Annotated in this window: 18 protein-coding genes; 9 read left to right on the plus strand and 9 right to left on the minus strand. The window is 35.8% G+C overall.

The window, feature by feature from the left end; genetic code table 11:
• Nucleotides 1-78: 78 nt before the first annotated feature.
• From rpsB to rplM, 3 genes are all read right to left on the minus strand, one after another.
• Nucleotides 79-894 (minus strand): 30S ribosomal protein S2, encoded by an 816-nt coding sequence (gene rpsB, locus KWG70_RS05270; RefSeq protein ID WP_230934933.1) that lies wholly within the window; start codon nt 892-894, stop codon nt 79-81.
• A 316-nt stretch (nt 895-1,210) separates the two neighbouring features.
• Nucleotides 1,211-1,597, minus strand: a complete 387-nt coding sequence (rpsI, locus tag KWG70_RS05275) for a 30S ribosomal protein S9 (RefSeq protein WP_230934934.1) — start codon at nt 1,595-1,597, stop codon at nt 1,211-1,213.
• Nucleotides 1,597-2,052, minus strand: a complete 456-nt coding sequence (gene rplM / locus KWG70_RS05280) for a 50S ribosomal protein L13 (RefSeq protein ID WP_230934935.1) — start codon at nt 2,050-2,052, stop codon at nt 1,597-1,599. Before rplM ends, rpsI begins: the two co-directional genes overlap by 1 nt.
• Nucleotides 2,053-2,289: 237 nt before the next feature.
• Here rplM and KWG70_RS05285 point away from each other — a divergent pair, with 237 nt between their 5' ends.
• Nucleotides 2,290-4,950 (plus strand): DUF5916 domain-containing protein, encoded by a 2,661-nt coding sequence (locus KWG70_RS05285; RefSeq protein WP_230934936.1) that lies wholly within the window; start codon nt 2,290-2,292, stop codon nt 4,948-4,950.
• Nucleotides 4,951-5,030: 80 nt separating this feature from the next.
• Nucleotides 5,031-6,986 carry a YgiQ family radical SAM protein gene (locus KWG70_RS05290; RefSeq protein WP_230934937.1) on the plus strand — a complete coding sequence of 652 codons (1,956 nt, stop codon included), beginning with the start codon at nt 5,031-5,033 and terminating at the stop codon, nt 6,984-6,986.
• 8 nt (nt 6,987-6,994) lie between these two features.
• On the opposite strand, the gene polA is transcribed toward KWG70_RS05290, so the two are convergent.
• A complete protein-coding gene (gene polA / locus KWG70_RS05295; RefSeq protein ID WP_230934938.1) occupies nt 6,995-9,838 on the minus strand; it encodes a DNA polymerase I in 2,844 nt (947 codons plus the stop codon).
• 100 nt (nt 9,839-9,938) lie between these two features.
• Between polA and KWG70_RS05300 the strand changes: the two genes are divergently transcribed.
• From KWG70_RS05300 to KWG70_RS05315, 4 genes are all read left to right on the plus strand, one after another.
• Nucleotides 9,939-10,868 (plus strand): isoaspartyl peptidase/L-asparaginase family protein, encoded by a 930-nt coding sequence (locus tag KWG70_RS05300; RefSeq protein WP_230934939.1) that lies wholly within the window; start codon nt 9,939-9,941, stop codon nt 10,866-10,868.
• 77 nt (nt 10,869-10,945) lie between these two features.
• Nucleotides 10,946-12,076, plus strand: a complete 1,131-nt coding sequence (locus tag KWG70_RS05305) for an AraC family transcriptional regulator (protein ID WP_230934940.1) — start codon at nt 10,946-10,948, stop codon at nt 12,074-12,076.
• A gap of 94 nt (nt 12,077-12,170) precedes the next feature.
• Nucleotides 12,171-12,752 (plus strand): YceI family protein, encoded by a 582-nt coding sequence (locus tag KWG70_RS05310; protein ID WP_230934941.1) that lies wholly within the window; start codon nt 12,171-12,173, stop codon nt 12,750-12,752.
• Between the two features lies 1 nt (nt 12,753).
• Nucleotides 12,754-13,275 carry a YceI family protein gene (locus KWG70_RS05315; RefSeq protein WP_230934942.1) on the plus strand — a complete coding sequence of 174 codons (522 nt, stop codon included), beginning with the start codon at nt 12,754-12,756 and terminating at the stop codon, nt 13,273-13,275.
• A gap of 4 nt (nt 13,276-13,279) precedes the next feature.
• Here the strand turns inward: KWG70_RS05315 and KWG70_RS05320 are convergent, their stop codons facing one another.
• On the minus strand, nt 13,280-14,143 hold the full coding sequence (locus KWG70_RS05320; RefSeq protein WP_230934943.1) for a cyanophycinase: 864 nt from the start codon (nt 14,141-14,143) through the stop codon (nt 13,280-13,282).
• Nucleotides 14,144-14,240: 97 nt separating this feature from the next.
• Between KWG70_RS05320 and cphA the strand changes: the two genes are divergently transcribed.
• Nucleotides 14,241-16,880, plus strand: coding sequence for a cyanophycin synthetase (gene cphA, locus KWG70_RS05325; RefSeq protein ID WP_230934944.1), 2,640 nt, complete (start codon nt 14,241-14,243; stop codon nt 16,878-16,880).
• A 76-nt stretch (nt 16,881-16,956) separates the two neighbouring features.
• Here the strand turns inward: cphA and KWG70_RS05330 are convergent, their stop codons facing one another.
• Nucleotides 16,957-17,229 carry a hypothetical protein gene (locus KWG70_RS05330; RefSeq protein WP_230934945.1) on the minus strand — a complete coding sequence of 91 codons (273 nt, stop codon included), beginning with the start codon at nt 17,227-17,229 and terminating at the stop codon, nt 16,957-16,959.
• Between the two features lie 173 nt (nt 17,230-17,402).
• On the opposite strand from KWG70_RS05330, the gene KWG70_RS05335 reads away from it, so the two are divergent.
• Entirely contained in the window at nt 17,403-18,815 is a 1,413-nt protein-coding gene (locus tag KWG70_RS05335; RefSeq protein WP_230934946.1) for an aldehyde dehydrogenase family protein, read from the plus strand.
• Here KWG70_RS05335 and KWG70_RS05340 read toward each other — a convergent pair.
• The 3 genes from KWG70_RS05340 to KWG70_RS05350 are packed head-to-tail and all read right to left on the minus strand — an operon-like array spanning nt 18,812 to nt 24,492.
• Entirely contained in the window at nt 18,812-19,825 is a 1,014-nt protein-coding gene (locus tag KWG70_RS05340; protein ID WP_230934947.1) for a N(4)-(beta-N-acetylglucosaminyl)-L-asparaginase, read from the minus strand. The genes KWG70_RS05335 and KWG70_RS05340 overlap by 4 nt on opposite strands.
• Nucleotides 19,826-19,836: 11 nt before the next feature.
• A complete protein-coding gene (locus KWG70_RS05345; protein WP_230934948.1) occupies nt 19,837-21,507 on the minus strand; it encodes an MFS transporter in 1,671 nt (556 codons plus the stop codon).
• 36 nt (nt 21,508-21,543) lie between these two features.
• The gene (locus tag KWG70_RS05350; protein ID WP_230934949.1) at nt 21,544-24,492 is read right to left on the minus strand and encodes a GH92 family glycosyl hydrolase; all 2,949 of its coding nucleotides are present in this window, start codon (nt 24,490-24,492) and stop codon (nt 21,544-21,546) included.
• Nucleotides 24,493-24,604: 112 nt separating this feature from the next.
• Between KWG70_RS05350 and KWG70_RS05355 the strand changes: the two genes are divergently transcribed.
• Entirely contained in the window at nt 24,605-25,831 is a 1,227-nt protein-coding gene (locus KWG70_RS05355; protein ID WP_230935021.1) for a metallophosphoesterase, read from the plus strand.
• The last annotated feature ends 78 nt before the right edge of the window (nt 25,832-25,909 follow it).

Genomic DNA, 25,909 nt, shown 5'->3' on the forward strand with positions numbered 1-25,909 from the left:
AAATTTAAAAAAGTCGTTTAATTTATATTTCGTAATGAAAACAATTAAACGACTTAATTATATTGTGTAATTGTTTATTTATTCTTCTTCGTTAGTTGCAACTGGTGCAACTACTTCAGCTTTTTTCTCAGCTTTTGCTTCAGTTTTCACTTCTTTTTTTGCTGCTGGTGATTTTTCACTTTTAGCATCTCTTTCCGCTTTTTCTGATTTTCTTTCAGCTAATCCATCTGCAACTGCCGATGTTACTACTGATAAGATTTTGTTAATTGACTTAGACGCATCGTCGTTTGCAGGAATTAAATAATCTACTTCACGAGGATCTGAGTTTGTATCTACCATTGCGAAGATTGGAATGTTTAATTTCTGTGCTTCTTTAATGGCAATGTGCTCACGTTTGATATCTACTACAAAAAGTGCACCAGGTAAACGTGTCATATCAGAAATAGATCCTAAGTTCTTTTCTAGTTTAGCTCTTTGACGATCTACTTGTAAACGCTCTTTCTTAGATAAAGAGTTAAATGTTCCATCTTTCTTCATACGATCAATCATAGCCATTTTCTTAACAGCTTTTCTAATCGTAACAAAGTTAGTTAACATTCCACCTGGCCATCTCTCTGTGATGTAAGGCATGTTTACAGCGCCTGCTTTTTCAGCAACGATGTCTTTTGCTTGTTTTTTTGTAGCAACAAATAAGATTTTCTTTCCAGAAGCTGCAATCTTGTGAAGCGCTTCAGAAGTTTCTTGAATTTTTGCTGCGGTTTTGTAAAGGTTAATGATATGGATACCGTTACGTTCCATATAAATGTAAGGAGCCATGTTTGGATCCCATTTTCTTGTCAAGTGACCAAAGTGTACACCTGCCTCAAGTAAGTCTTTTACTTCTACTTTTTCCATTTTGTAATAGTTTACGTTCTGTTAAATTAGCAATGGTTGAGTGGTTGCTCTCGATAATCGAGGGATTAATTACTTCTCTATTTTTTTAAACCTTAAGGTTGTTTTATACAAACAATTTCAAAGTTTAATCTAAAGTAACTTGCTCGCCTTAACCATTTAGATGCTAAACTGTACCTGAACTCGTTCCAGGATTTTTTTAATTGTTGCCGAATGGAAATTCAGCGGTTTTAATTTAAAGCTGTTCTGAGGGTTAATCAGAACAGCTTTGATTTTTTTATATTCCGAAGAAAATTCAGAATAATAAAAAAGGATAGGATTAACGTTTCGAGAATTGGAATTTTTTCCTTGCTTTCTTCTGACCGAACTTTTTACGTTCAACCATACGAGGGTCTCTAGTTAATAATCCTTCTGGCTTTAATATTAGTCTGTTTTCTGCATCAAGTTCACACATAGCGCGAGATAATGCTAAACGGATCGCTTCGGCTTGGCCTGTAATGCCTCCACCGTAAACGTTTACTGTAATATCAAAGTTGCCATCATTGTTAGTCATAGCTAAAGGTTGGTTTACCTTGTACTGCAATGTTGCAGTAGGAAAATAAACCGCCATGTCTTTTTTGTTCACCGTGATGTTACCTTTTCCTTTGGCAACGTACACACGAGCAACAGCCGTCTTTCTACGGCCAATTTTGTGAATTACTTCCATTAGTTAACTTTGTTTAAGTCAATTGCTTTTGGCTTTTGAGCTTCATGTTTGTGCTCAGAACCTACAACAACATTTAAATTACGGAATAAATCTGCACCTAATTTGTTTTTAGGGAGCATTCCTTTTACTGATTTTTCTACGATTCTTGCAGGATCTTTTCCAAACAATTCATTCGCAGTTAAACTTCTTTGACCACCTGGATACCCTGTGTGACGAATGTACGTTTTGTCATTCCACTTGTTTCCTGATAAGTTGATCTTTTCTGCATTGATAACAATAACGTTATCTCCACAATCAACATGTGGTGTGAAGTTAGGCTTGTGTTTACCTCTTAAAAGTATTGCTACTTTAGAAGCTAAACGACCTAGCGTTTGATTCTCAGCATCAACTAAAACCCACTCTTTATTAACAGTAGCTTTGTTTGCTGAAATCGTTTTGTAGCTTAATGTGTCCACACTTATTAATTTTGTTATTAAACATTCCTCTCTTAAAAAAGAGTTTGCAAATTTACGATTAAATATTTGATTACCAAATCCTATTTAGCCAATATTTTAAGTTGCATCCAAAATAATTTTCCTTTTGTATGAGATTGATAGCGAAGCCATTCGTTAAAATTTTCTCAAACATGATGATTTAATGTAACAAAGACTTTAAATTGAAGTCTTTACAACGAAGACTAATCAATCAAATCAATGAAAATCTATTCACTAATTACTGCAGTATTCCTATGCAGTTCATTTACTGTTTTTGCACAAAATGAGCCATCTATTCCAAAAAGAGTTTACACTACCGTGCCTATTAAAGATTTAGAAGCACCAACTATTGATGGTGTTCTCGATGAAGCGGCTTGGGGCATTGTAGAGTGGACATCCGATTACGTAGAATTTCAGCCAGATGTAGGAACACCGCCTTCTGAGCAAACCAAGATGAAAATAGTTTATGACGACAAAAACTTATATGTTGCTTTCAAATGTTATCAAGCAGATCCTTCAACTATCGAAAAACGCATGGGAAGACGTGATGATTTTCCCGGAGATTGGGTTGAAATCAATCTTGGAAGTTATAATGATGACCGAACGGGATTTTCATTTACCATTTCAGCATCTGGAGTAAAAGGCGATGAATTTATATCTGACAATGGAAATTTTGATGGCAGTTGGAATCCAATTTGGTATGCTGATACAAAAATTGATGATGACGGTTGGACTGCCGAAATGCGAATTCCGTTAAGTCAGTTGCGTTTTGGAGACCTCGAAGATCAGGTTTGGGGCTTACAATCGACACGACGCTATTTTAATAATGAAGAACGATCTACATGGCAGCCTTTACCTGCAAATCCGCCAGGATGGGTAAGTGAATTTGGTGAGCTACGCGGACTTGTTGGATTAAAACCTCAAAAGCAATTAGAAATTCAACCCTATACTGTGGCACAATTAGATACCTATCAAGCCGAAGCAGGGAACCCATTTAGAGATGGAAGTGATACTAAACTTACTGGAGGATTGGATGCCAAAATTGGAATTACAAACGACCTCACTGTTGATGTGACTATTAATCCAGATTTCGGACAAGTAGATGCCGATCCAGGAGCAATTGCATTAGATGGATTTGAGATTTTCTTTCAGGAACGACGACCATTTTTTGTAGAGAATAAAAATGTCTTTGACTTTAGAGTGGGAGGCGGAAGAGATAATGTATTCTTCTCAAGACGTATTGGTCGAACACCGCAAGGCTTTACAACAGCCGAAGAAAGTTTAGGTGAATATGAGGACATACCAAATTTTACAACAATACTTGGTGCAGCAAAATTTAGTGGTAAAACAAAAAATGGCTGGGCTATCGGACTTTTAGAAAGTATTACAGCTAAAGAATATGCCGAAATTGAGTTAGATGAGCGTGAAGATGTTATTAATAGTTTACCTCAAGTTGGCGAACGACGTGAAGAACTCGTTGAACCGTTTACGAATTATTTAGTAGCAAGAGCGCAGAAAGATTTTAATGATCGTAATTCGTACATAGGTGCCATTGTAACATCTACAAATAGAAAATTGGAAGGGAATTTAGATTTTCTAAGAAAGAGCGCTTATACAGGTGGTGTTGATTTCAGACATAACTGGAAAAATCGTAGGTATTACATTCAAGGAAATCTCACATTGAGTACTGTTAATGGAAGTAAGGAAGCCATTACCAACACCCAAACCTCATTAACACATTTATTTCAACGAACTGATGCCAGTCATGTCGATGTCGATCCTAATAAAACCTCATTAACTGGTTCGGGAGGACGACTAGAGTTTGGACAACGTGGTAGTGATAAATGGCGCTATACTATCGGCGGAAATTGGAAATCCCCAGAATTAGAACTTAATGATATTGGGTTTTTAAGACAAGCAGATATTATCTCTCAATACGCTAACGTGAGGCGCTTATTTAATAAACCTACAAGTTGGTTTAGGAGAGCAAATATTGGTTTAGAACAATTTACGCAATATGATTTTGAAGGTAATTATAATAGGATTCAGTATGAAATGAGCGGAAATATCAATTTCATAAATAACTGGTTTGCCGATTTTGGAGCTGCACACAAACCTAGAATATATAGTAATACGGTATTGAGAGGAGGTCCGAGATGGCGATGGAATGAAGAAAATTTTTGGTATATGTTTATAGGAACCGATCAGCGTAAAAAACTAAGTACGACCATCGGTTATGTGAACTCTAGAGCAAAACAAAACAACTTTTCATTGGACCGTTACGAATTAAGATTTAGATACCAGCCTTTAAATTCATTGAGCATGTCTTTAAATTTTGAGTACGAAGAAAATCCAAATAGAACTCAATATGTCACCGAATCAGAGTTTAACGGAACACCTCGTTATATCTTAGGTGAAATTGATAACGAAAGTTTGAGTGCTACCTTGAGAGTCAACTATAATATCAATCCTAATTTGACCATTCAATATTATGGACAGCCTTTTATATTCAAGGCGAAGTATTCTAACTTTAATTTTGTAAACAATCCTACTGCCGAAAACATTAACGACCGTGTCACTTGGTATGATTCTAATCAAATTTCAGAAGAAAATGGCTCGTACGTTGTAGATGAAGATGTAAACGGAACATCAGATTATAGTTTTGGAAATCCCGATTTTGCTTTCGTACAGTTTAGATCAAACCTTGTGGTGCGTTGGGAATACATTCCAGGATCAGAAATATTCTTAGTATGGTCTCAAGGCATTACAGGTCTTGGTGATGTAAATAATGATTTTGGAGCCATTATTGACAACCAAATTTTTAATCAGAAACCCGAAAACACCTTCTTAATTAAGGCGACATATCGATTTGTATTATAATGGTTTAGAATACGATTTTAAATGCTCATATCTATAATTCTAGCATCAGCGCAGTAATTTTTAATTACTTTTGCAAAAGGATGAGTGAATTAAGACTTTCAAGTTGGTTGCCTACCACAAATAAAGAGGTTAAGATACGTGGGTGGGATGCGCTAGACGTTATTTTGTTTAGTGGAGATGCCTATGTAGACCACCCAACCTTTGGTCCTGCTGTTATTGGACGATTACTTGAAAGTTTCGGATTGCGTGTTGCCATTGTGCCACAACCTAGTGTAACTGATAATCTTCAGGATTTTACAAAGCTTGGTGCGCCAAAATTGTTTTTCGGCGTTACAGGTGGCTGTATGGATCCAATGATTAGCAATTATAATGCAAATAAAAAACGTCGTGACAAAGATGCCTACACACCAAATGGCGATATCGGATTTAGACCAGATTATGCGACAACCGTGTATTCTAATATTCTGAAAGAGAAATGGCCAGATGTGCCTGTACTTATTGGAGGTATTGAAGCATCGTTGCGTCGTGTGACGCATTACGATTATTGGAGTGATAAGTTAATGCCTACCATTTTAGAGAGTTCTAAGGCCGATTTATTGGTGTACGGAATGGGCGAACAACCGCTACGAGAAGTGGTGCGCTTAATGCAAAAAGGTGTTCCATTTTCTAGTATCACCACAGTTAAACAAACGGCAGTACTTTTAAATAAAGATGCAAAGATCCCGAAGAATAGTAATTGGGAAGATGTTGAAATCGCATCACATGAGGTGTGTATAAACGATAAGAAACAATATGCGTCCAACTTTAAAATCATAGAGCAAGAATCTAATAAGCTTGCTGCGCGACGTATTTTTCAAAAAGTTGGTGATAGGACATTAATGATTAATCCGCCATATCCAACGATGACGGAAGACGAAATTGATGCGTCTTTTGAATTACCTTATACACGATTACCACATCCAAAATATAATAAGCGCGGACCAATTCCTGCATATGAAATGATTAAGTTTTCCATCAATATCCATCGTGGTTGTTTTGGTGGTTGCAGCTTTTGTACCATTTCGGCACATCAAGGAAAATTTATAGCCTCCCGAAGTCAGGAATCTGTCTTGCGAGAAGTCGATACTGTGGCTAATATGCCAGATTTTAAGGGGTATTTGAGTGATATTGGTGGACCAAGTGCTAACATGTATAAAATGAAAGGTAAGGTGCAGTCTATATGCGATAAGTGTGTGGCACCTAGTTGTATTTCGCCTGTGATTTGTAGCAATTTAGATACCTCACACAAACCCTTAACCGATTTATATCAAGCAGTTGATAGTCATCCGAAAGTGAAAAAGTCTTTTATTGGTTCAGGAATTCGTCATGATATGCTAGTGCCAGAGTTTAATAAAAATGCCGATCCGAAAGAGCTCGATGACTATACCGAAGAAGTGATGACCAAGCACGTCTCTGGCCGACTTAAAGTTGCACCAGAGCATACCAGTGATCCTGTATTGAAATTAATGCGGAAACCGTCGTTTAAGTATTTTCATAAGTTTAAAGAGCGCTTTGATAAAATCAATATTAAGAAGGGTTTAAAACTGCAGTTGATCCCTTATTTTATTTCGAATCATCCAGCATGTGAAGCTGAGGATATGGCTAATCTCGCTGCCGAAACTAAAGATATGGGCTTCCAGTTAGAGCAAGTTCAAGGGTTTACACCAACACCTATGACGGTTGCTACTGTCATCTACTACAGTGGTTATCACCCTTATACTTTAAAAAAGGTAAGCACACCTAAAACACGTCAAGAAAAAGATGAACAGCATCGTTTTTTCTTTTGGTATAAGGACGAGAACAAAGCGTGGATTAGAAAGACCTTAAATAAACTTGGGCGTCAAGATTTATTGGATGTGCTACTGCCAAAAAAGGACGAGAAATGGCGTAAAAATAAACCCAAAGGTGAGGCTAAAAACACCTTTAATGATGCCGTGCCTTTTAACCAACGGAAAAATAAGGTGAAGTATAAGGGGAAGAAGAAGCAGAGGAGGTAATTGCTAATTTAATGCGCCTCCAACCAATTATCACCAATATCTAAATCGACATCGAGTGGAACCTCCAGTTTATAGGCATTTTCCATTTCCGTTTTGATAAGTGATTTCATGGCTTCCAATTCTGGTTTATAGACATCAAATACCAATTCATCGTGCACTTGTAACAACATTTTTGATTTATAATCGCTAGCTTGTAGCTTCTCATGAATCTTGATCATGGCAATTTTAATGATATCGGCTGCACTTCCTTGGATTGGAGCGTTTACGGCATTACGCTCGGCTGCGCCGCGAACGACTGCATTACGTGAGTTGATGTCTTTTAAATAACGACGACGTCCTAAAACGGTTTGCACATAACCATTATCACGAGCAAAATCCACTTGCTCACTCATATAAGCACGCAATTTTGGATAGGTCGCATAATAGGTATCGATAAGCTCTTTAGATTCACTTCGTGAGAGATTGGTTTGATTACTCAATCCAAAGGCAGACACACCATAAATAATTCCGAAGTTAACCGTTTTTGCATTACCACGTTGCTCACGTGTCACTTCCGAAATAGGGACATTAAATACCTTGGAAGCCGTTGAGGCGTGAATATCTTCACCGTTTTTAAAGGCTTCTATCATCGTTTCTTCTTGGCTTAAAGCCGCAATAATGCGTAGTTCTATTTGTGAATAATCGGCAGCCAGCAAGGTGTGATCTTCATCTCTTGGTACAAAAGCTTTTCGCACTTGACGACCACGTTCGGTACGAATAGGGATGTTTTGTAAATTCGGATTGTTACTACTCAAACGTCCTGTGGCTGCAACCGTTTGCATATAATCGGTATGTACATGACCTGTTGTTTCATCAACCTGAAGCGGTAAAGCATCAACATAGGTGCTTTTCAGTTTTGATAAACCTCTAAAATCTAAAATATTCTGAATGATCTCGTGATCTTTGGCAAGGTAACTCAAGACATCTTCAGCCGTAGAATATTGACCCGTCTTCGTCTTTTTAGGCTTATCGACCAGTTTCATTTTTTCAAATAGAATCACTCCCAATTGCTTTGGTGACGCAATATTGAACTCTTCGCCAGCAGCATCGTATATTTTCTTTTCGAGTGTCGCAATATCGTTATTCAATTCTTCTGATAATGAATTGAGAAAGGCTTTATCCAGATTGATGCCTTCTAATTCCATGGCAGCAAGCACACGTAGTAAGGGTACTTCGATCTCATCAAATAGTTTTTGAGTGTTGGCTTCGCCTAGTTCTTTTTCGAAATGTTCTTTTAATTGGAGTGTAATATCTGCATCTTCAACCGCATATTCAGTTTGCTTATCTAATGGCACCTCTCGCATCGACAATTGATTCTTCCCTTTTTTACCAATCAATTCGGTAATAGAAATAGGTGTGTAATTAAGATAAGTTTCGGCTAGCACATCCATATTATGTCGCATATCGGGATTGATGAGGTAATGCGCTAACATGGTGTCAAAAAGTTTACCTTTAACTTCAATATTGTATTTGGCCAAGACTTTAATATCGTATTTTAAATTCTGACCGATTTTTTCAATGTGTTCATTTTCAAAAAACGGACGTAACACTTCTATGAGTTCTTGTGCCTGCTCTTTTTCCTCCGGAAATGGAACATAAAAGCCTTTCCCTGCTTCCCAAGAAAATGCGATGCCAACGAGTTCTGCTGTTAAAGGATTAAGCCCAGTGGTTTCTGTATCAAAGCATACCGATGTTTGATTCAATAAATTTTTGACAAACAATTTGGTGGCCATACCTGGAGCAATACTTTGATAAAAATGTGAAGTCGTTTCAGCTGTTTTTCTTGTGTATTCTGAAACAGTTTCGGTTGCATCAGCATCGTCGCCACCAAACAGTGAAAATTGTCCAGAGCCAGCAGAAGATTTTGTTTTAGGAATTGCCTTTGGTGCTTCTTTTTGAGCTGTAGCTTCAGTTGAAGCAGCAGTCGCTTCTGTAGCAAATGTTTTTAGGAAATTATCGGTTAATCTTCTAAATTCTAGATTCTGAAATATCTCTTTTACTTTTTCAACATCTGGATGATCCAATTCAAAGTCCTTAGCGTTGAATTCTACAGGAACATCAAGCATAATGGTAGCGAGTTTTTTTGAGAGTAAGCCTAGTTCGCCATTAGCTTCCACTTTCTCTTTCATCTTACCTTTAAGCTGATCGGTATTAGCAAGCAAGCCTTCCATACTTCCAAACTGATTGATAAATTTCTTAGCCGTTTTTTCACCAACACCAGGAAGTCCTGGAATATTATCGGAAGCATCACCCATCATGCCTAGAAAATCGATGACTTGCATCGGACTCTCGACTTCAAATTTTTTCTGAACTTCTGGAATACCCCAAGTTTCATAACCACCTCCAAAAACAGGTCTGTACATAAAAATATTATCGGTAACCAATTGCGCAAAATCTTTATCAGGAGTCACCATATATGTTTTATAACCTTCTTTTTCGGCTTGACGAGATAAGGTTCCAATCACATCATCGGCTTCATAACCTTCTTTAACCATAATTGGAATATGCATGGCTTTAAGAATCTCGTAGATATATGGAACAGCCGTTTTAATCCCTTCAGGCGTTTCATCACGATTGGCCTTGTAAGCTTCATACATTTCCACACGATCTGCGCTTCCACCTTTATCAAAACAAACGGCTAGATGATCTGGTCGCTCACGTTTAATCACATCAAGTAGTGAATTCATAAATCCCATGATGGCTGAAGTATCTTCACCTTTTGAATTGATTCTTGGGTTTTTTATAAACGCGTAATACCCACGGAAAATGAGTGCATAAGCATCAACTAGAAATAGTCGTTTTTGGTCTGACATTGGTTTGTATTTTGAAGTTTATAAAGCTACAAAAACTTATGCGTTTATATGGAACAAATTGAACTACAATTTGTAATTTTCCGCAGTAAAAAATAATACGATGAAAAATTTCTCAATAGCCATTCATGGAGGCGCTGGAACTTTGGTAAAAGGACTCATGACTCAAGAATTGGAAGCACAATACAAAAAGGCCTTACAAATTGCTCTAAATAAAGGTTATGATGTTTTAAAAGAAGGAGGAAATGCCGTTGATGCCGTTGAAGTTGCTGTTAAATCTCTAGAGGATACACCATTGTTTAATGCAGGAAAAGGGTCTGTGTTTACTGCCGAAGGAACGCATGAAATGGATGCGAGTATTATGGATGGAAATACATTAAATGCAGGAGCAGTGTCTTTAGTGACTGGGATTAAAAATCCGGTGTCATTAGCACGAGATGTTATGGATAAAAGTTATCATGTGTTTTTGGCAGGTGAAGGTGCAATGCAATTTGCAAAACAGAACGGTTATGAGATTGAAACGCCGTCTTATTTTTATGATGAAGTACGTTATCAGCAATGGCAAGGTATTAAGGATAGTGAAGATTTTCAGTTAGATCACAGCGTTAAAAAGGATGGGAAATTTGGAACAGTTGGTGCTGTGGCCTGTGATCAAGATGGAAATATTGCTGCTGCGACTTCTACAGGTGGTATGACCAATAAAAAATGGGGACGCGTTGGCGATAGTCCGATGATTGGCGCTGGTAATTATGCAAATAATGAAACATGTGCGGTGTCTTGCACTGGAAGTGGTGAGTTTTTTATTCGAGGTGTCGTGGCCTACGACGTCTCTTGTTTAATGGAGCATAAAGGCATGAGCTTACAAGAGGCTTCGGAAGAAGTGATACACAAACGTGTTCTTGATATTAAAGGTGATGGTGGTTTGATTGCTGTTGATTCTAAGGGTAATATTGCTATGCCTTTTAATACGGAAGGCATGTATCGCGCGAGCAAAACTTCTGACGGAACAGAACATATTGCCATTTACAAATAATTGGTGCTTATAGTCATTCAGAATTGCTTAATTTTAGTTCGTATGTTTCAAATAAAACGCGAACTAAATTAGAATTAATGCAACTTGATATTTGGTCTATTGGAATTATTATAATTGTATGTCAAGGACTATTTCTATTTTCTATATTAATAACATCGAAAGATAAGCGACAACAGCGAGGAAGTGGCTATTTAATACTAACCATCTTAGTCCTTATTTGGTTTTTGGTTGAATTTTTTACAATAAGAAACAAAATCGATATTGGATTCAATCTATTTTATGGAACACGTTACGGATCATGGTTTTTACTTGGGCCACTAACTTATTTTTATTTTAAATCCATAACCGATTCACAGTGGAAATTTTCAAAGTGGCATTGGCTTCACTTTTTACCTTTTTTAATTTTTGTAATTATTATTCCTTATATCGCTTACAAAGGTTTAAATGACAGACAAATCAATTACGGCATGTTATCGGTATTTGATCATCGTAAAAAAGTACTGACGACGTTTCAATGGATGTATTCGTTTGTTTTTATTCTACAGTTTATTCATTTAGGAAGCTTTTTAATTAGAAATCTGAGCATTGTTAGTAGATACTCTAAAGGTTTGAAAGCCGAATATTCTACTATTGATACTAAAACAAAATGGCTTAAATATTTCAATCTTGTTTTGCTTATCATCCTTACATTTTCAGCTATTTTCTTGTACATCTTATTGGTTACAGATATATACAGAAGACATCTTGATTATATTTATGTGTTGCCCATTGGTGTACTTTTCTATTTCATCAGTTTTAAATTTATGCGTACCGAATGGAAGCATGTTGAACCTAATGATAAGTACTCAGGAAGTTCCTTAAATGCAGATGAAATTCCAAAACATACAGCCAAGTTAGACCAGTTAATCACTGAAGAAAAGGTGTATTTAAATCCTGCCTTAAGATTAAACTACTTGGCAGAACGGTTATCTATTAGTAAGCATCATTTATCTCAGGTCATCAATCAGCATTATGGCATGTCGTTTTTTGATTTTATCAATCAGTATCGTATCAATGAAGCTAAAACACTAATTTCAAATCATCCAGAATATACCTTGTTAAAAGTTGCATTCGAATCAGGATTCAACAATAAAACGTCCTTTGTAAATGCCTTCAAAAAATTTGAAAGCATGACACCTTCAAAATACAGGGATACTCTACGGTATTAATTTTTTCTTAAAATGAAGCAATCTTTATAAAAGTTGTCGTGATTATAAGTCGATAATACTACTATTATGGTTTTAATTCTAAAACCTATAATTCATGAGAACCGTATTTACTTTTTTTACAATTTCACTTTTATTTATTTCTGAACTACATGCTCAAACTTATAGTATTGATGCAAGTCATAGCACAGTGCAAGTTAATGTTGAACGATTTGGGGTTGTTGATGTGTCGGGTCGATTTAAAAAAGTTGAAGGCACAATTACCTATGATAAGGAAGACAGTTCTAAAACAACTGCTCATGCAACAATTGCTGTAGATAGCTATGATGCTAATAATGTTGGTGGAGAGAGTGCTGTAAAAAGTAAAGCGTTTCTCGATGCCGAAACCTACCCAGATATTTCCTTTAAGGGAACAAAAGTGATATCAAAAAACAACAGTAATTATTTAGTTGGTGATCTCACAATTCATGGTGTGACTAATTCAATTGAATTGCCTTTTACAATTAAAGGACCATTAGTTGATCTACCAACACGAAAACAATCTATAGCGTTTAATGCTTCTATAACTATCAACAGACAGGATTATGGAATTACATTTGACAGGAAGTTACCTAATGGCACCAGTCTTGTGAGTAACGATATCAAGATTACACTTATGATTCTGGCTATAGCAGAGTAGTATGAAAACCTTAAGCCTAGTCATTATTGCATTTTCATTAATTGGACAACTATCTTTTGCTCAGACTAAAACCTATAAGATTGATCCTAAAAGAGCCAGAGTTGAGTTTAAAATATCTCATCTTGGCGTCTTAACTGTAAATGGTGTTTTTACTGAATTTGATGGCGAGGTCGTTCTTAAAGGAGGAAAGGTGTCTATGTTAAAAGGACGTGTATATGTTAAGAGTATAAATACTAATGAAGATGCCAGAGACAAGATTTTGTTGAGTGAACCATATCTTGATGAAAACACCTATCCAATAATACATTATCAATCCAGTACTATTGATAAAGCTTCAAAAATGATTAGAGGCGAATTGACTATTAAAAATGAAAAAAGAAGTATTGAAATGAGCTGTGAAATTCTGGATAATCAAATAGATATAACGACTAGAATTAGCAGAAAAGACTTTAATTTAGATTTTGGAGCAATGAATGGCTTAATTGGAGATTCTATTGAGATAAAAATTCAACTAGCTATTTAAAAAATTAGATAAAAGGCGCTTCGATTGGAAGAACTGTTACCTTTCTGTTTTTAATATCATATTGATCACCATTTGAAAGAACATGAACTGTGAGATTGGCCATAGTCATTGGAGTGCCTTCTTGTAGTACTTTTTCATTGTTGTGCGTAAGCTGACTTCCGTCAAAAACGATAACCATTCCTGAACCAATAATAGTACAATCGTTTCCATTTTTTATAATAAGACCTGTGTCTTCGGCAAGTCCTAAACCAACTAAACTTGGAAATTTAGCAATAGCTTCACTTTGTCGTCCAAAACGTCCGCGTTTAATAAAATGGGTGTCAATAATTAAACTAGGAATCAAGCTCAGACCTTTATACATATTTACTGCACCTTTTATAAATGCTTCAGAAGCGCTTCCACCAGCAATCATTTCTTTAGCCATGACCATTGCTCCAGCACTAGTTCCTGCTATCACGAAGCCAGTTTCGTTGATATAACGATCTAAAAGAATATTATGAATAGTTGTACCTCCAATTTTATCGGTAATTTTAGATTGGTTCCCACCAGAGAACATGATGCAGTTAGCAGATTTAATAAGGTCTATAGATTCTTGTTTTTCAGAATCTTCCTTACTTCTAATATCCAAAACACTAACATTCTTACAACCAAGAGTTTTGAATGCCGATAAATAATTGTCACCAACTTCTTCAGGAATACTTGAAGCTGTAGGAATAACTACAATATTCGCATCAACACCACCAGCTTCTTTGACAACATGGTATAAAATACCTTCGTCTATGAATTCCAGAGTGTACATTTCGTTGTCTTCTAGACCTTTGTCTTCATTTCCTCCAATAGGAATAAGAGTTCCTTTTATCTTCTGCATAAAAATCTTCCTGTAGATTGAATATTGAGCAAAAATAAGCTAATTTTTTTATTGAAAAATGTTATATTTATAATCTTTCACTTAAAAAATCAACCAAATGGATATACGTAGTATAAATGCAATGCGAGGACCAAATTACTGGTCTATTAGACGACACAAATTAATTGTTATGGTTTTAGACCTTAAAGAAATGGAGGAGTTACCATCTAATAAAGTTGATGGATTTTATGATCGTCTTAAAGCTATGTTTCCTGGTATGTATGAGCATCGTTGTTCTGTAGGTGAGCCTGGAGGTTTTTTTCAACGCGTAGAAGAAGGAACCTGGATGGGACATATTATAGAACATATTGCCCTAGAAATACAAACACTTGCTGGAATGGATGTTGGTTTTGGAAGAACAAGAGGTTATGGTGAAGAAGGTGTTTACAATGTTGTATTTGCCTATATGGAAGAATCGGTTGGTCGATATGCAGCAAAAGCATCAGTAAGAATATGCGAAGCTTTGATAAGTGGCGAAGCCTATGACTTATCAGAAGACATTCAAGAAATGCGAGAATTACGAGAGGCAGATCGTTTAGGACCAAGTACAGGATCTATAGTTGAAGAAGCGGAAGCTCGTGGCATTCCTTGGATTAGATTAAATAAATACTCACTATGTCAACTAGGATATGGTGCTAATCAAAAACGGATACAAGCTACAGTAACTAGTGAAACCAGCAGTATAGGTGTTGAACTCGCTTGTGATAAAGAAGATACAAAGTACTTATTAGAACAAGCCGAAGTAGAAGTGCCTCGTGGTGATATTATTCGTCGCGAACGAAGTTTAGAAGAAGCCTGTCGTTATGTGGGTTATCCTTTAGTGATTAAACCAATTGATGGAAATCACGGACGAGGAATAACCGTAGATATTCAAAACTATGATGATGCACTTGTAGCATTTAGACATGCAAAAGACAGTTCGAGAAGTGGTGCTATTATTGTAGAAAAATTTATTGTTGGTGAAGATTATAGGTTACTAGTTATTAATAACCAATTGGTTGCTGCTGCATTGCGTTCTCCAGCTCATGTTGTAGGTGACGGAAAGTCTACAGTTCAAGAATTGATTGATGAGGTTAATAAAGATCCGCGTCGTGGTTATGGTCATGAAAAGGTATTGACTCAAATTTCGGTTAATGAATTGACTAAAACGATTATTAAGGACGCAGGTTATACTTTAGATTCTGTAATTGCTGATGGTGAAAAACTTGTTTTGAAAGACACTGCTAATTTAAGTACTGGAGGAACAGCAGAGGACGTGACAGATATTGTACACCCTGCAAACGTGTCTATGGCTGAACGTATTTCCAAAATTATTGATCTGGATATTTGTGGAATTGATATTATGACTACAGATATTTCTAAACCATTATCTGAAACAGGAGGAGCAGTTCTCGAAGTAAATGCTGGACCAGGGTTTAGAATGCACTTAGCACCAACAACTGGACTCCCACGTAATGTCGCTGCACCAGTGATTGATAAATTATTTCCTCAAAAAGGAGATACAGGACGTATTCCTATTATTGCAACCTCAGGAACCAATGGGAAAACGACCACTACAAGACTCATTGCTCATATTGCAAAAATGAAAGGGTATAGAGTTGGTTATACAACTAGTGACGGCGTGTATATCCAGAACAGATTATTAATGACAGGAGATTGTACAGGGCCTGCAAGTGCTGAGTTTGTACTCAAAGATCCTACAGTCAACTTTGCTGTTTTAGAATGTGCCAGAGGTGGTTTGTTACGTGCAGGATTAGGATTTAAAAAATGTGATGTCGCTGTTGTAACTAATGTAGCTGCAGATCATTTAGGGTTAAAAGGAATTCATACTATAGAACAATTAGCTAAAGTAAAAGCGGTGGTTCCAGAAACAGTATTACCAGACGGTTATGCGATATTAAATGCCGATGATGATTTGGTATATGATATGCGTCGTAATGTAGACTGTAATGTAGCGCTATTCTCAATGGATGAGAATAATCCTAGAGTAAAGGCATTACAACGTCTTAATGGTATTACAGCAGTATACGAAAATGGTTTTGTGACGATATGTAGAGGTGAATGGAAAATGCGCTTAATGAAAGCAGAGCATATTCCATTAACCTATGGAGGCAAAGCAAAATTTATGATTCAAAATGTACTTGGAGCCGTTCTTGCAGCACATGTTCAAGGGATTAGTATTGAGGACATGAAAGCGGCTCTAGAAACATTTATTCCTTCGGCTTCGCAAACACCAGGGCGTTTAAATTTATTTGAATTTAATGATTTTACAATTCTTTTAGATTATGCGCATAATCCAGCAGGTATGAGAGCGCTTCAAAAATTCACCGATGAATTAGAGGCTACTATAAAAGTTGGAATTATTGCAGGAATTGGAGATAGACGTGTTGAGGATAATAATGAAATGGGAGCAATTGCAGCTGAAATGTTTGACGAAATTATTATTCGTCAAGATAAACGTTTGAGAGGAAAAACTGAAGAAGAACTCATCAAGATGCTTAATGATGGTATCAAGATGAAAGATCCAAATAAGAAAACAACTATCATTCCTTCAGAAAAAGAAGCGATTACCCATGCGGTAAAAAATGCAGTTAAAGGATCGTTGATTATATTGTGTAGTGATGTTATTCCTGATGCATTAGAATTAGTAAAGCAATTTAAAGAACAAGAGGCTAAAGGAGAATTAAACTTTGCCTAGAGCTTACTTTTTAATTGAGGTATAAAAAAATCCGAAACATATGTTTCGGATTTTTTGAATCTATTTTTAAAACTAATTAGCAAAGCTTTACTGTTTTTACTTTAATCTGTAAACTCTTTCTGTAAGCTCTAATACTAATAATATCTGAACTCTTCTTTCTGTTTATTTTCAAAACTTGAGCTTTAACAGCAGAAGAAGATGTTGTTTCTTTTTTTATTTTTTGAGTTTTACTCTTATTTTCGACTACAGTTTCTACAGTATCATTATTTTTGATATCTACATTAGTGTCCTGTCCTACTGAAAGTAGAGGCAACATTGCAAAGGCTAATATGGTTAATACTTTTTTCATAATCGTTGAGGGTTTTTTGTTTTAAACTCAGTTCAAAGAAACGCAACAATTTGAGTGATTATGAATATTTTAGATAAAACGGATGATTTTTAGTTGAGATGAACTTGTTCGTAAAAAACATCGATGAAATGCACAAAAACGGCTCGCAGCCCAATAAAAACGTTAAGGATTAAATGACAAATTATTCAGATAACAAGTATTTTGAACTGTTTGAAACACAAAAAGCAAATCAATATCATATAGGAAATACAACTTATAAAGCTCGTATTAAAAAACTGAAAGCTTTAAAATTTGCACTTGAACGCACCTATAAAAATGCTATTGAAGAAGCACTTTATCAAGATTTCAAAAAACCTAAAGTAGAAACAGGACTTACAGAAATTTATTTAGTTGTTAAGGAAATCAAATATGCCATTTCTAATTTAAGATCTTGGTTAAGTGATCAAAGAGTAAGTACACCTTTGACCTTATTAGGAACGTCATCTTATATTAGGTATGAACCTAAAGGTGTGTGTTTAATTATTTCACCATGGAATTATCCTGTGAATCTTACATTCGGACCTTTAGTATCTGCAATAGCTGCTGGAAACACTGTGATTTTAAAACCGTCTGAAATGACACCAAATACATCTGCTGTGATGGCTAAAATCGTTAAAGATGTATTTAGTGAAAATGAAGTGGCTTTGGTTGAAGGTGAGGTCGAAGTATCTCAAGAGTTATTGAAATTGCCTTTTAATCATATATTTTTTACTGGATCTCCTACTGTAGGTAAGATTATCATGTCTGCAGCTTCAAAGCATTTATCCTCAGTAACTTTAGAATTAGGAGGAAAGTCACCTACGATTATTCATGAATCGGTTGATTTGAAAGCCGCAATGAAGAATATAGTTTGGGGTAAATATTTAAATAATGGGCAAACCTGTATTGCTCCAGATTATGTATTTGTGCATGAATCTATTAAAGATGAATTCATTGAAGCATTCAAAGCAAAAGCTCTAGAGTATTACTCTGAAGATCCTAAAACTTCAGAATCGTATAGTCGAGTTGTCAATGAGAAACATTTTAACCGACTTGTAGCTAGCATTGAAAATGCCAAAGAACAAAAAGCTACGATTGAGTTAGGAGGCGATTATGATGAGGCTTCAAATTACATTGCGCCAACATTAATATCAAACTTACCTGAAGAAGCAACATTGTTAGCCGAAGAAATTTTTGGTCCAATACTACCCATAAAAACGTATAAAGCAATTGATGAAGTTATTGATTATATCAATTCAAAAGAAAAACCGCTAGCACTTTATATTTACGCAAGACGTAAAAGAGTTATCAATAGGATATTAAAGTCTACACGAGCAGGTAGTACTTGTATTAATAGCAATGCACTTCAATATTCAAATCATCATTTACCATTTGGAGGCTCAAACAATAGTGGTATAGGTAAGGCGCATGGTTTTTTTGGTTTTCAAGAATTCACCAATGCACGCTCTGTTTTGAAAAGACACTTTCCTGGACCTTTATATTTACTATTTCCGCCTTATAATCGGTTTAAAGAGAAAATAACGAAAGCAGCGATTAAATGGTTTTAAGCTTTATTAAAATAGTCTGACTGTATTTGCTCATTTACACCATCTTGAAATTTAGTCATACTAAACCACTGGTGGATAGAGTAACTTCCAGTCTCACCTTTTTTATTAACAGCAATATATCCAACTTGAAAATCTTTATAGTTGCTGTTGGGTTTATTCACAATTCTACTAATGGCTTCTTCGCAGGCTTCTTGAGGTGATTTCCCTTGTCGCATCAATTCTACGACCAAAAAACTACCGACAGTTTTTACCACTTCTTCACCAAGACCAGTTGCTACACAAGCTCCAATTTCATTGTCTACAAATAGACCCGAACCAATAATTGGCGAATCACCAACACGTCCTCCCATTTTATAAGCTAAACCACTCGTAGTACAAGCGCCAGAAATATCACCATTTTTATCTATAGCTAACATTCCAATGGTATCATGATTTTCAATATTAATTATAGGTTTGTATTTGGCTTCTACTTTCCATTTTTTCCAAGCTTCTTTAGATGCTTCAGTAAGTAAATCTTCTGGTTCGAAACCTTTTGATACTGCAAATTGTTTAGCACCTTCACCAGCAAGCATGACATGAGGTGTGTCTTCCATCACTTTTCTTGCAACAGAAACGGCATGTGTAATGTTTTGGAGATATACCACCGAACCACAATTACCATGTTTGTCCATAATACAAGCATCTAATGTGACATTACCATCGCGATCAGGTAAACCACCTTTACCAACAGATTGACCTTTTTCATTTGCTTCTTCAACCATACAACCTTGTTCTACGGCATCTAAAGCATTGCCTCCAGCTTGTAATACTTCCATAGCTTTTGCAGTAGCATCAATGACATGCCATGTAGCAATAACTAATGGTAATGTTGCTTTAGAATGCGTTGAAGACGTCGCAGCAGTAGCTTTTTTCTCTTCGGAAGTTTTTTCAGCACAACCAACAAGTGTACTTCCAACTGCCAACCCAACGCTTGTTAATGAGGCATTTTTAATAAAGTGTCTTCGTTTCATAATTTAGTTTATTAATATTCTACACCTTGTTTATCAAGTACAGTTTTTGTTCTAAATGCATAAAATAATAGGTAAGCAAAACAGGCTACAGCTATCCAATAAGACGATTGAATTGTAAATACATCAGCCAGTTTCCCTTGTACAGGAGGAATAATAGCACCACCTAAAATCATCATGATTAAAAAGGCCGAACCTTGAGACGTGTATTTTCCTAAGCCAGCAATACTTAATGTAAAGATACAAGGCCACATAATTGAGCAGAATAAACCTCCAGATAAAAATGCAAATAAAGCAACATTACCAGAAGAAAATAAACCAATCAGCATGCCTAAAATTCCTAAAAAGCTGAATATTTTTAGCGTTTTAACCGGATTATCCTTAGCCAAGAAAAAGCCTCCTATTTGAACGGCTACACAAATAGCGAAAAATAAAATTTCGTTGGTGGTAAAACTACTTTTAAATGAATTTGCTAAAAGAATAACACCAAAAGCTATGTATGGGACAATGATAAGTAACACTTTCTTTAACCCTTTACTAGGATTAAACACGGTGATTGCTCCAACCCAACGTCCAATCATGAGTCCGCCCCAGTACAATGAAATATATTTTCCAATTTCCGAATCATTTAATACGGGTAATCCAAGTGCATTGAGATTTGAACTGTCAATACCTTGTTTTAATAGTTCTCCGAGATTACTACCAATAGTTACTTCTACACCTACATAGGTAAATATGGCTAACATTCCTAAAACCAATTGAGGGTATTTCATGGCGCCCCAACCCGATGATCGCTTTGAAGCCATAGAGTTGGCTATGAACACAGCAATTATAACGGCAAAAAGGGCAACAAATAGAATCATTAATCGTGTCTGCTCCAAGTCGTCAGTTACAGGAGTATCACCAGAATACGTACTAAAAATATAGCCAAAACAACCTACGATAACCAGTGTTAAAATAACGAGTAAGTTTCGTGCTTTGTTGGCAGGCTCAAAAGCGGTGTCTGACTTTAAAGATGGTAGTTTTTTAGAAAAATGAAATAAAGCTGCGGCTACTAAAAATAAGGCGCCAACACCAAGATATAAGGCTTGAACAGTCACTAAGGTAATTTCATTGTTAGTAATCATCTCAGCCAATTCATCAGTACTCCAAGTTGCAGATCCAAAAATGACTAAGCTTACAACAATTGGTCCTATAGTAGTTCCGAAGGAATTAATACCACCTGCTAAATTTAGACGATGTGAACCTGTTTTCGGATCTCCAAGAGCTATGGCAAAAGGGTTAGCTGCTGTTTGTTGTAAAGAAAAGCCTAAACCAACAATAAAAAGTGCAATAAGGACTAAATAGAAAACACTAGTTTGACCTTGTTCAGCACCTGCTGTTGACGGATACATTACAAATGCTCCTATAGCCGATAATAGCAGGCCATAGACAATACCAGCCTTATAGCCCCAGGTATTGAGAATATCTTTTTTAATCGTACTAGACATAATAAAAAGCAATAATGCACCAATATAATAGGCACCATAAAATGCAAAATCTACCAATTGAGATTGAAATTGATCTATATTAAAATAGGTTTTACAAAATGGAATAAATACGCCATTTGATGCTGCTATAAATCCCCAAAAAAAGAAGACAGTCACTAAAGTGGCTAAAGCAGATTTGTTGTTTTGATTTGTCATAAGTTAATTGATTAGTTATCTAATTATATTTATACGCTATTTAACTGAAATTTCATCTACAAACAACCAGCTTCTACCATCATGAGGATAGCCTAAATGCCACTCTGGGAGCTTGCCTAGTTTTTTTGCAATAATCTTTATGTACTGAAATTCCTTTGGAGTTTGTTTAAAAATAATAGTTTCAATCTCTACGTCTTCTGAAGGTTTTGCTGTATCGATAGTTCTTACAGCATCAATGGTTGTAAAGTTAACACCGTCTTTTGATCCAAGGCATTCGATACGTGTTGGGTAGAATATCCAAGAACGTTGATCCTGAAGGAAGTTAACACTAACTGAATGTACCTGTTTTGTACTGCCTAAATCTACGGTTGCTATTAAATCTTCATCAAAATAACCTTGCCAAGTTCCTGTTCTAAAGTCCTGTGTTCCCAAAATGCCATCGATAAGCGCATCATTACCTCCAGCATTATATTGGTTGGCATATTTGGTTTCTAATTTAATAGACAAGTTTGGGTCTATTTTATAGAATTTAGTTTCAATGATAGGACTTTTTGTGCCGTTTTTTTCCGAGTAAACATTTAGGGTTGTTGGTTCCGAAATTTTGAATGGTTTATCATAAGTAATAAAATTTTGGTCATTAATGCTATATAAAATGGATGCATTTTTATCTACATTTTCTAATACAACTTCGGTATCACCTTTAAAAGCCACATCTCCTTTTGCAATAAATGGTGCCGCAACTATTACATGGTCATTAATTTCGGTTGTAGGCTCGTTCCCATCACGACTTCCCCAAACGGCCGGATTATCGGTCATTTTGAATTCTAAAGCACCACCAGACATGATGTCTTCGTGAGAAATAAATGTCTTATCAAGTGATTTTCCGTTGAGGTAAGCATATTCGACATAGATATTTGTGTCACTTAAATTATCGGCTACAATAGTAAATTGTCTTCCATTTTCAAGATTAATAGTTGCTTTATCGAACAATGGTGTTCCAATAATGTATTGATTACTTCCAGGCGTTACTGGATAGAATCCCATCGATGAAAATACATACCATGCACTCATTTGTCCACAATCTTCATTACCTGAAATTCCATCAGGTTCATTGGTATATAATTCGGTTAAGATTTGATGGACTTTTTCTTGGGTCTTATGAGGTTTGTTTACAAAATTATAAAGGTAAGCCATGTGGTGACTAGGTTCATTCCCATGAGCGTATTGTCCAATTAGCCCTGTGATATCAGCTTGGTTACGTCCCGAGGTTTCAGCATTTGCCGTGAATAATTCATCTAACTGAGCTTCTAGTTTATCTTTTCCGCCGAGAAGCTTTATAAATCCTGAAATATCCTGAGGCACATAAAAACTATATTGCCATGAGTTGGCTTCGGTATAGTTGAAATTGACTTCATAGGGATCAAAAGGTGCAAACCACGTATTGCGAAAACGCCCACGCATAAACTGGCTTTCGGGATCGTATATATTTTTATAGTATTGTGCGCGTTCACTATATGTTTTATAGTCATCATCCTTACCCATGGCTTTTGCCATTTGCGCTATGGTCCAATCATCATAAGCATATTCTAGTGTTTTTGATACCGATTCACTTTCCTCTTCAACAGGAATAAAACCAAGTTCTTTATAGCTCTTGAGTCCTAATTTGTCTCTAGTAGCCGAATGCTTCATAGCTTCTAAAGCTTTTTCAGTGTCATAATTAGTGATGCCCTTTAAATAAGCATCAGAAATTACTGGAACCGCATGATAACCAATCATGCAACCTGTATAACAAGCCGAGAGATCCCAAATTGGCATAATACCGCCTTCGTCATATTTAGCCAAAAACGTATTTATAAAATCATTGGTTCGCTCTTGCTCAATAATAGTATACAAAGGATGTGCAGCACGATACGTATCCCATAACGAGAACACAGTATAGTATTCAAAATCATTAGTTTCATGGATATCAAGATCCATACCTCGATATCTGCCATCGACATCCTGATAAAGATTAGGTGCGATCATGGTGTGATACATCGCCGAATAAAAGTTAGTCTTGTAATCTTCATTTTGGGACTCAACAACTATTTTTTCCAGTTGGTTTTCCCAAGTTTGTTGTGCTTCAGTTTTAATTTGCTCAAAGGTCTTGTTTCCTATTTCTTCTTGCCTATTATTTTCGGCGCCATTTACATCAACAGCCGAAATTCCTATCTTAACATAAACCGGGTCGTTATTAGGATTGTCAAATTCAATGGCAGCTTGCTTACTTTGATATTTATAATTTTTAGAGACTAAAATTCCATTTTCATTATAGGTGATGTCTCTTATAGGCTTTGAAAACTGAATACTATAAAACAGTCTTTGGTCAGTTGCCCAAGCTTTAGAATGCCTAAAACCTGAAATGGTAGAATCGTTTATTTTCTGAATTTTATAATCTAAGATTTCATCGCGATGATCTAAATCTAATATTACAATTTGATCATTTGAAGATGGAAATTGATACTTGTGAATTCCACTACGTTTTGAAACCGTTAATTCTACATCAATGTTAGTAGAATCTAAATGTACCTTATAATAGGCAGGTTCTGCTATTTCATTATCATGAGAAAAGTGTGCGCGATAACCTGGTTTTTCGTCGCTACCATTATTGAAGTTAATGGCATTAGTTGGCATTAGTAGTATATCGCCATAATCGCTAACACCAGTTCCGCTCAAGTGCGTGTGCGAAAAACCGTAAATGTAGCTATCACTATAATGATAACCGGAGCAACCATCCCATCCATCTAGTCTTGTGTCTGGACTTAATTGCATCATTCCAAATGGCATTGTTGCTCCAGGATAGGTGTGTCCGTGACCGCCAGTGCCAATAAACGGATTGACATATTCAATAAGTGGCTTGTCTTTTTTAGCGATTTCTATTTGAGGTTTGGTTTCGCAACTCGTTAGAGATAGTGCAAGAAAAACGATAGAAAAAAGATATTTCATGGAAGATTTTATTAATCGAAAGGGAAGATACTAAATCTTAAGGTATCGTTAAATATATTTTAACAACTAAGTTCCTTTTTAAAATGACTTATCTTTGCAAAAACTTCATTATATGGTGCGTTGGATTATATTTATTTTAATCTATAGTCTTTTTTCATTTTACGGATTTCAAGCTGTTAAGACAGTTACAAAAGCTACTTGGATACATTATTTATTTATTGCTATTGCACTTATTATTGCGGGGAACTTTATTTATCAATTTTCAATAGGTTCAGAAGGTAGAGTGCTTAATCCGGCAAAGAGCTATGCTTTTGGCTTTTTATTGGCTTTTATGTCATTAAATTTAGTAATCGTACCAATCCTTCTTGGTGAGGATATTGTAAGAAGTGTTCTTGGATTATATGATAAAGTGGTGACTAAAGAATCTTTTTACATGCCTTCAAGAAGAAAATTTATTAGCCAAATAGCTTTAGGATTGGCGGCAATTCCTTTTTCCTCTTTACTCTACGGAATGTATAAAGGTAAATACAGGTTTAGAGTTTTAGATTACACCTTGCACTTTGAAGATTTGCCTGATGCTTTTGATGGTTATCGTATTACCCAGATAAGTGATATCCATTCAGGGAGTTTTGATAATCGAGAAAAAATAGAATATGGTGTTGATCTTATCAATCAGCAGCAGTCTGATGTAATCATGTTTACTGGTGATATGGTTAACAATAAAGCGTCTGAGATGGTACCATGGAAAGATGTTTTTGGAACTTTGAAAGCTAAAGATGGTGTGTTTTCGGTATTAGGAAATCATGATTATGGTGATTATGTAAGTTGGCAGTCTGAAAGTGATAAAACCAAAAATTTGGATGATCTTAAGGCACTTCAGAAAGAAATGGGATATGATTTATTACTAAATGAATCTCGGTTTATAGAAAGAAACGGACAGCGAATAGCTTTAGTTGGTGTTGAAAATTGGGGTAAAGGCGGCTTTAAAAAAGCAGGAGACCTAAAAAAAGCATCGCAAAATGTAAGTCCGGATGATTTTAAAATCTTAATGAGCCACGACCCAAGTCATTGGGAAGAAGAAGTTATAAAAGATGATTACCATTATCATCTCACGCTAAGCGGACATACACATGGTATGCAATTTGGGATTGAGATTCCAGGTTGGATTAAATGGAGCCCTGTGAAATGGCGTTATAAGTATTGGGCTGGTATATATCAGGAACTGGGTCAATACATTAATGTTAATAGAGGGTTTGGATATTTAGGATATCCAGGACGCGTTGGTATCTGGCCTGAGGTTACGGTAATCACACTTAAAAAAGGCACAAATAATGCATAATAGTGTCGAAATGTTATTTTTACTCTGAAATTGTTTATTTTTATAAATATGTCAGAGTGAACCTAGTAGATTGGTTAA

Origin of the sequence: Psychroserpens luteolus, assembly GCF_021032705.1 — a bacterium.
In the GTDB taxonomy this organism is placed as follows: domain Bacteria; phylum Bacteroidota; class Bacteroidia; order Flavobacteriales; family Flavobacteriaceae; genus Psychroserpens; species Psychroserpens luteolus.

Bases quoted from the DNA above. Each gene is read 5' to 3' on its own strand.
- rpsB (WP_230934933.1), bottom strand. From the start codon at position 894: ATGGAAAAAGTAGAAGTAAAAGACTTACTTGAGGCAGGTGTACACTTT.
- rpsI (WP_230934934.1), bottom strand. From the start codon at position 1,597: ATGGAAGTAATTCACAAAATTGGCCGTAGAAAGACGGCTGTTGCTCGT.
- KWG70_RS05285 (WP_230934936.1), top strand. From the start codon at position 2,290: ATGAAAATCTATTCACTAATTACTGCAGTATTCCTATGCAGTTCATTT.
- KWG70_RS05290 (WP_230934937.1), top strand. From the start codon at position 5,031: ATGAGTGAATTAAGACTTTCAAGTTGGTTGCCTACCACAAATAAAGAG.
- polA (WP_230934938.1), bottom strand. From the start codon at position 9,838: ATGTCAGACCAAAAACGACTATTTCTAGTTGATGCTTATGCACTCATT.
- KWG70_RS05300 (WP_230934939.1), top strand. From the start codon at position 9,939: ATGAAAAATTTCTCAATAGCCATTCATGGAGGCGCTGGAACTTTGGTA.
- KWG70_RS05305 (WP_230934940.1), top strand. From the start codon at position 10,946: ATGCAACTTGATATTTGGTCTATTGGAATTATTATAATTGTATGTCAA.
- KWG70_RS05310 (WP_230934941.1), top strand. From the start codon at position 12,171: ATGAGAACCGTATTTACTTTTTTTACAATTTCACTTTTATTTATTTCT.
- KWG70_RS05315 (WP_230934942.1), top strand. From the start codon at position 12,754: ATGAAAACCTTAAGCCTAGTCATTATTGCATTTTCATTAATTGGACAA.
- KWG70_RS05320 (WP_230934943.1), bottom strand. From the start codon at position 14,143: ATGCAGAAGATAAAAGGAACTCTTATTCCTATTGGAGGAAATGAAGAC.
- cphA (WP_230934944.1), top strand. From the start codon at position 14,241: ATGGATATACGTAGTATAAATGCAATGCGAGGACCAAATTACTGGTCT.
- KWG70_RS05330 (WP_230934945.1), bottom strand. From the start codon at position 17,229: ATGAAAAAAGTATTAACCATATTAGCCTTTGCAATGTTGCCTCTACTT.
- KWG70_RS05335 (WP_230934946.1), top strand. From the start codon at position 17,403: ATGACAAATTATTCAGATAACAAGTATTTTGAACTGTTTGAAACACAA.
- KWG70_RS05340 (WP_230934947.1), bottom strand. From the start codon at position 19,825: ATGAAACGAAGACACTTTATTAAAAATGCCTCATTAACAAGCGTTGGG.
- KWG70_RS05345 (WP_230934948.1), bottom strand. From the start codon at position 21,507: ATGACAAATCAAAACAACAAATCTGCTTTAGCCACTTTAGTGACTGTC.
- KWG70_RS05350 (WP_230934949.1), bottom strand. From the start codon at position 24,492: ATGAAATATCTTTTTTCTATCGTTTTTCTTGCACTATCTCTAACGAGT.
- KWG70_RS05355 (WP_230935021.1), top strand. From the start codon at position 24,605: ATGGTGCGTTGGATTATATTTATTTTAATCTATAGTCTTTTTTCATTT.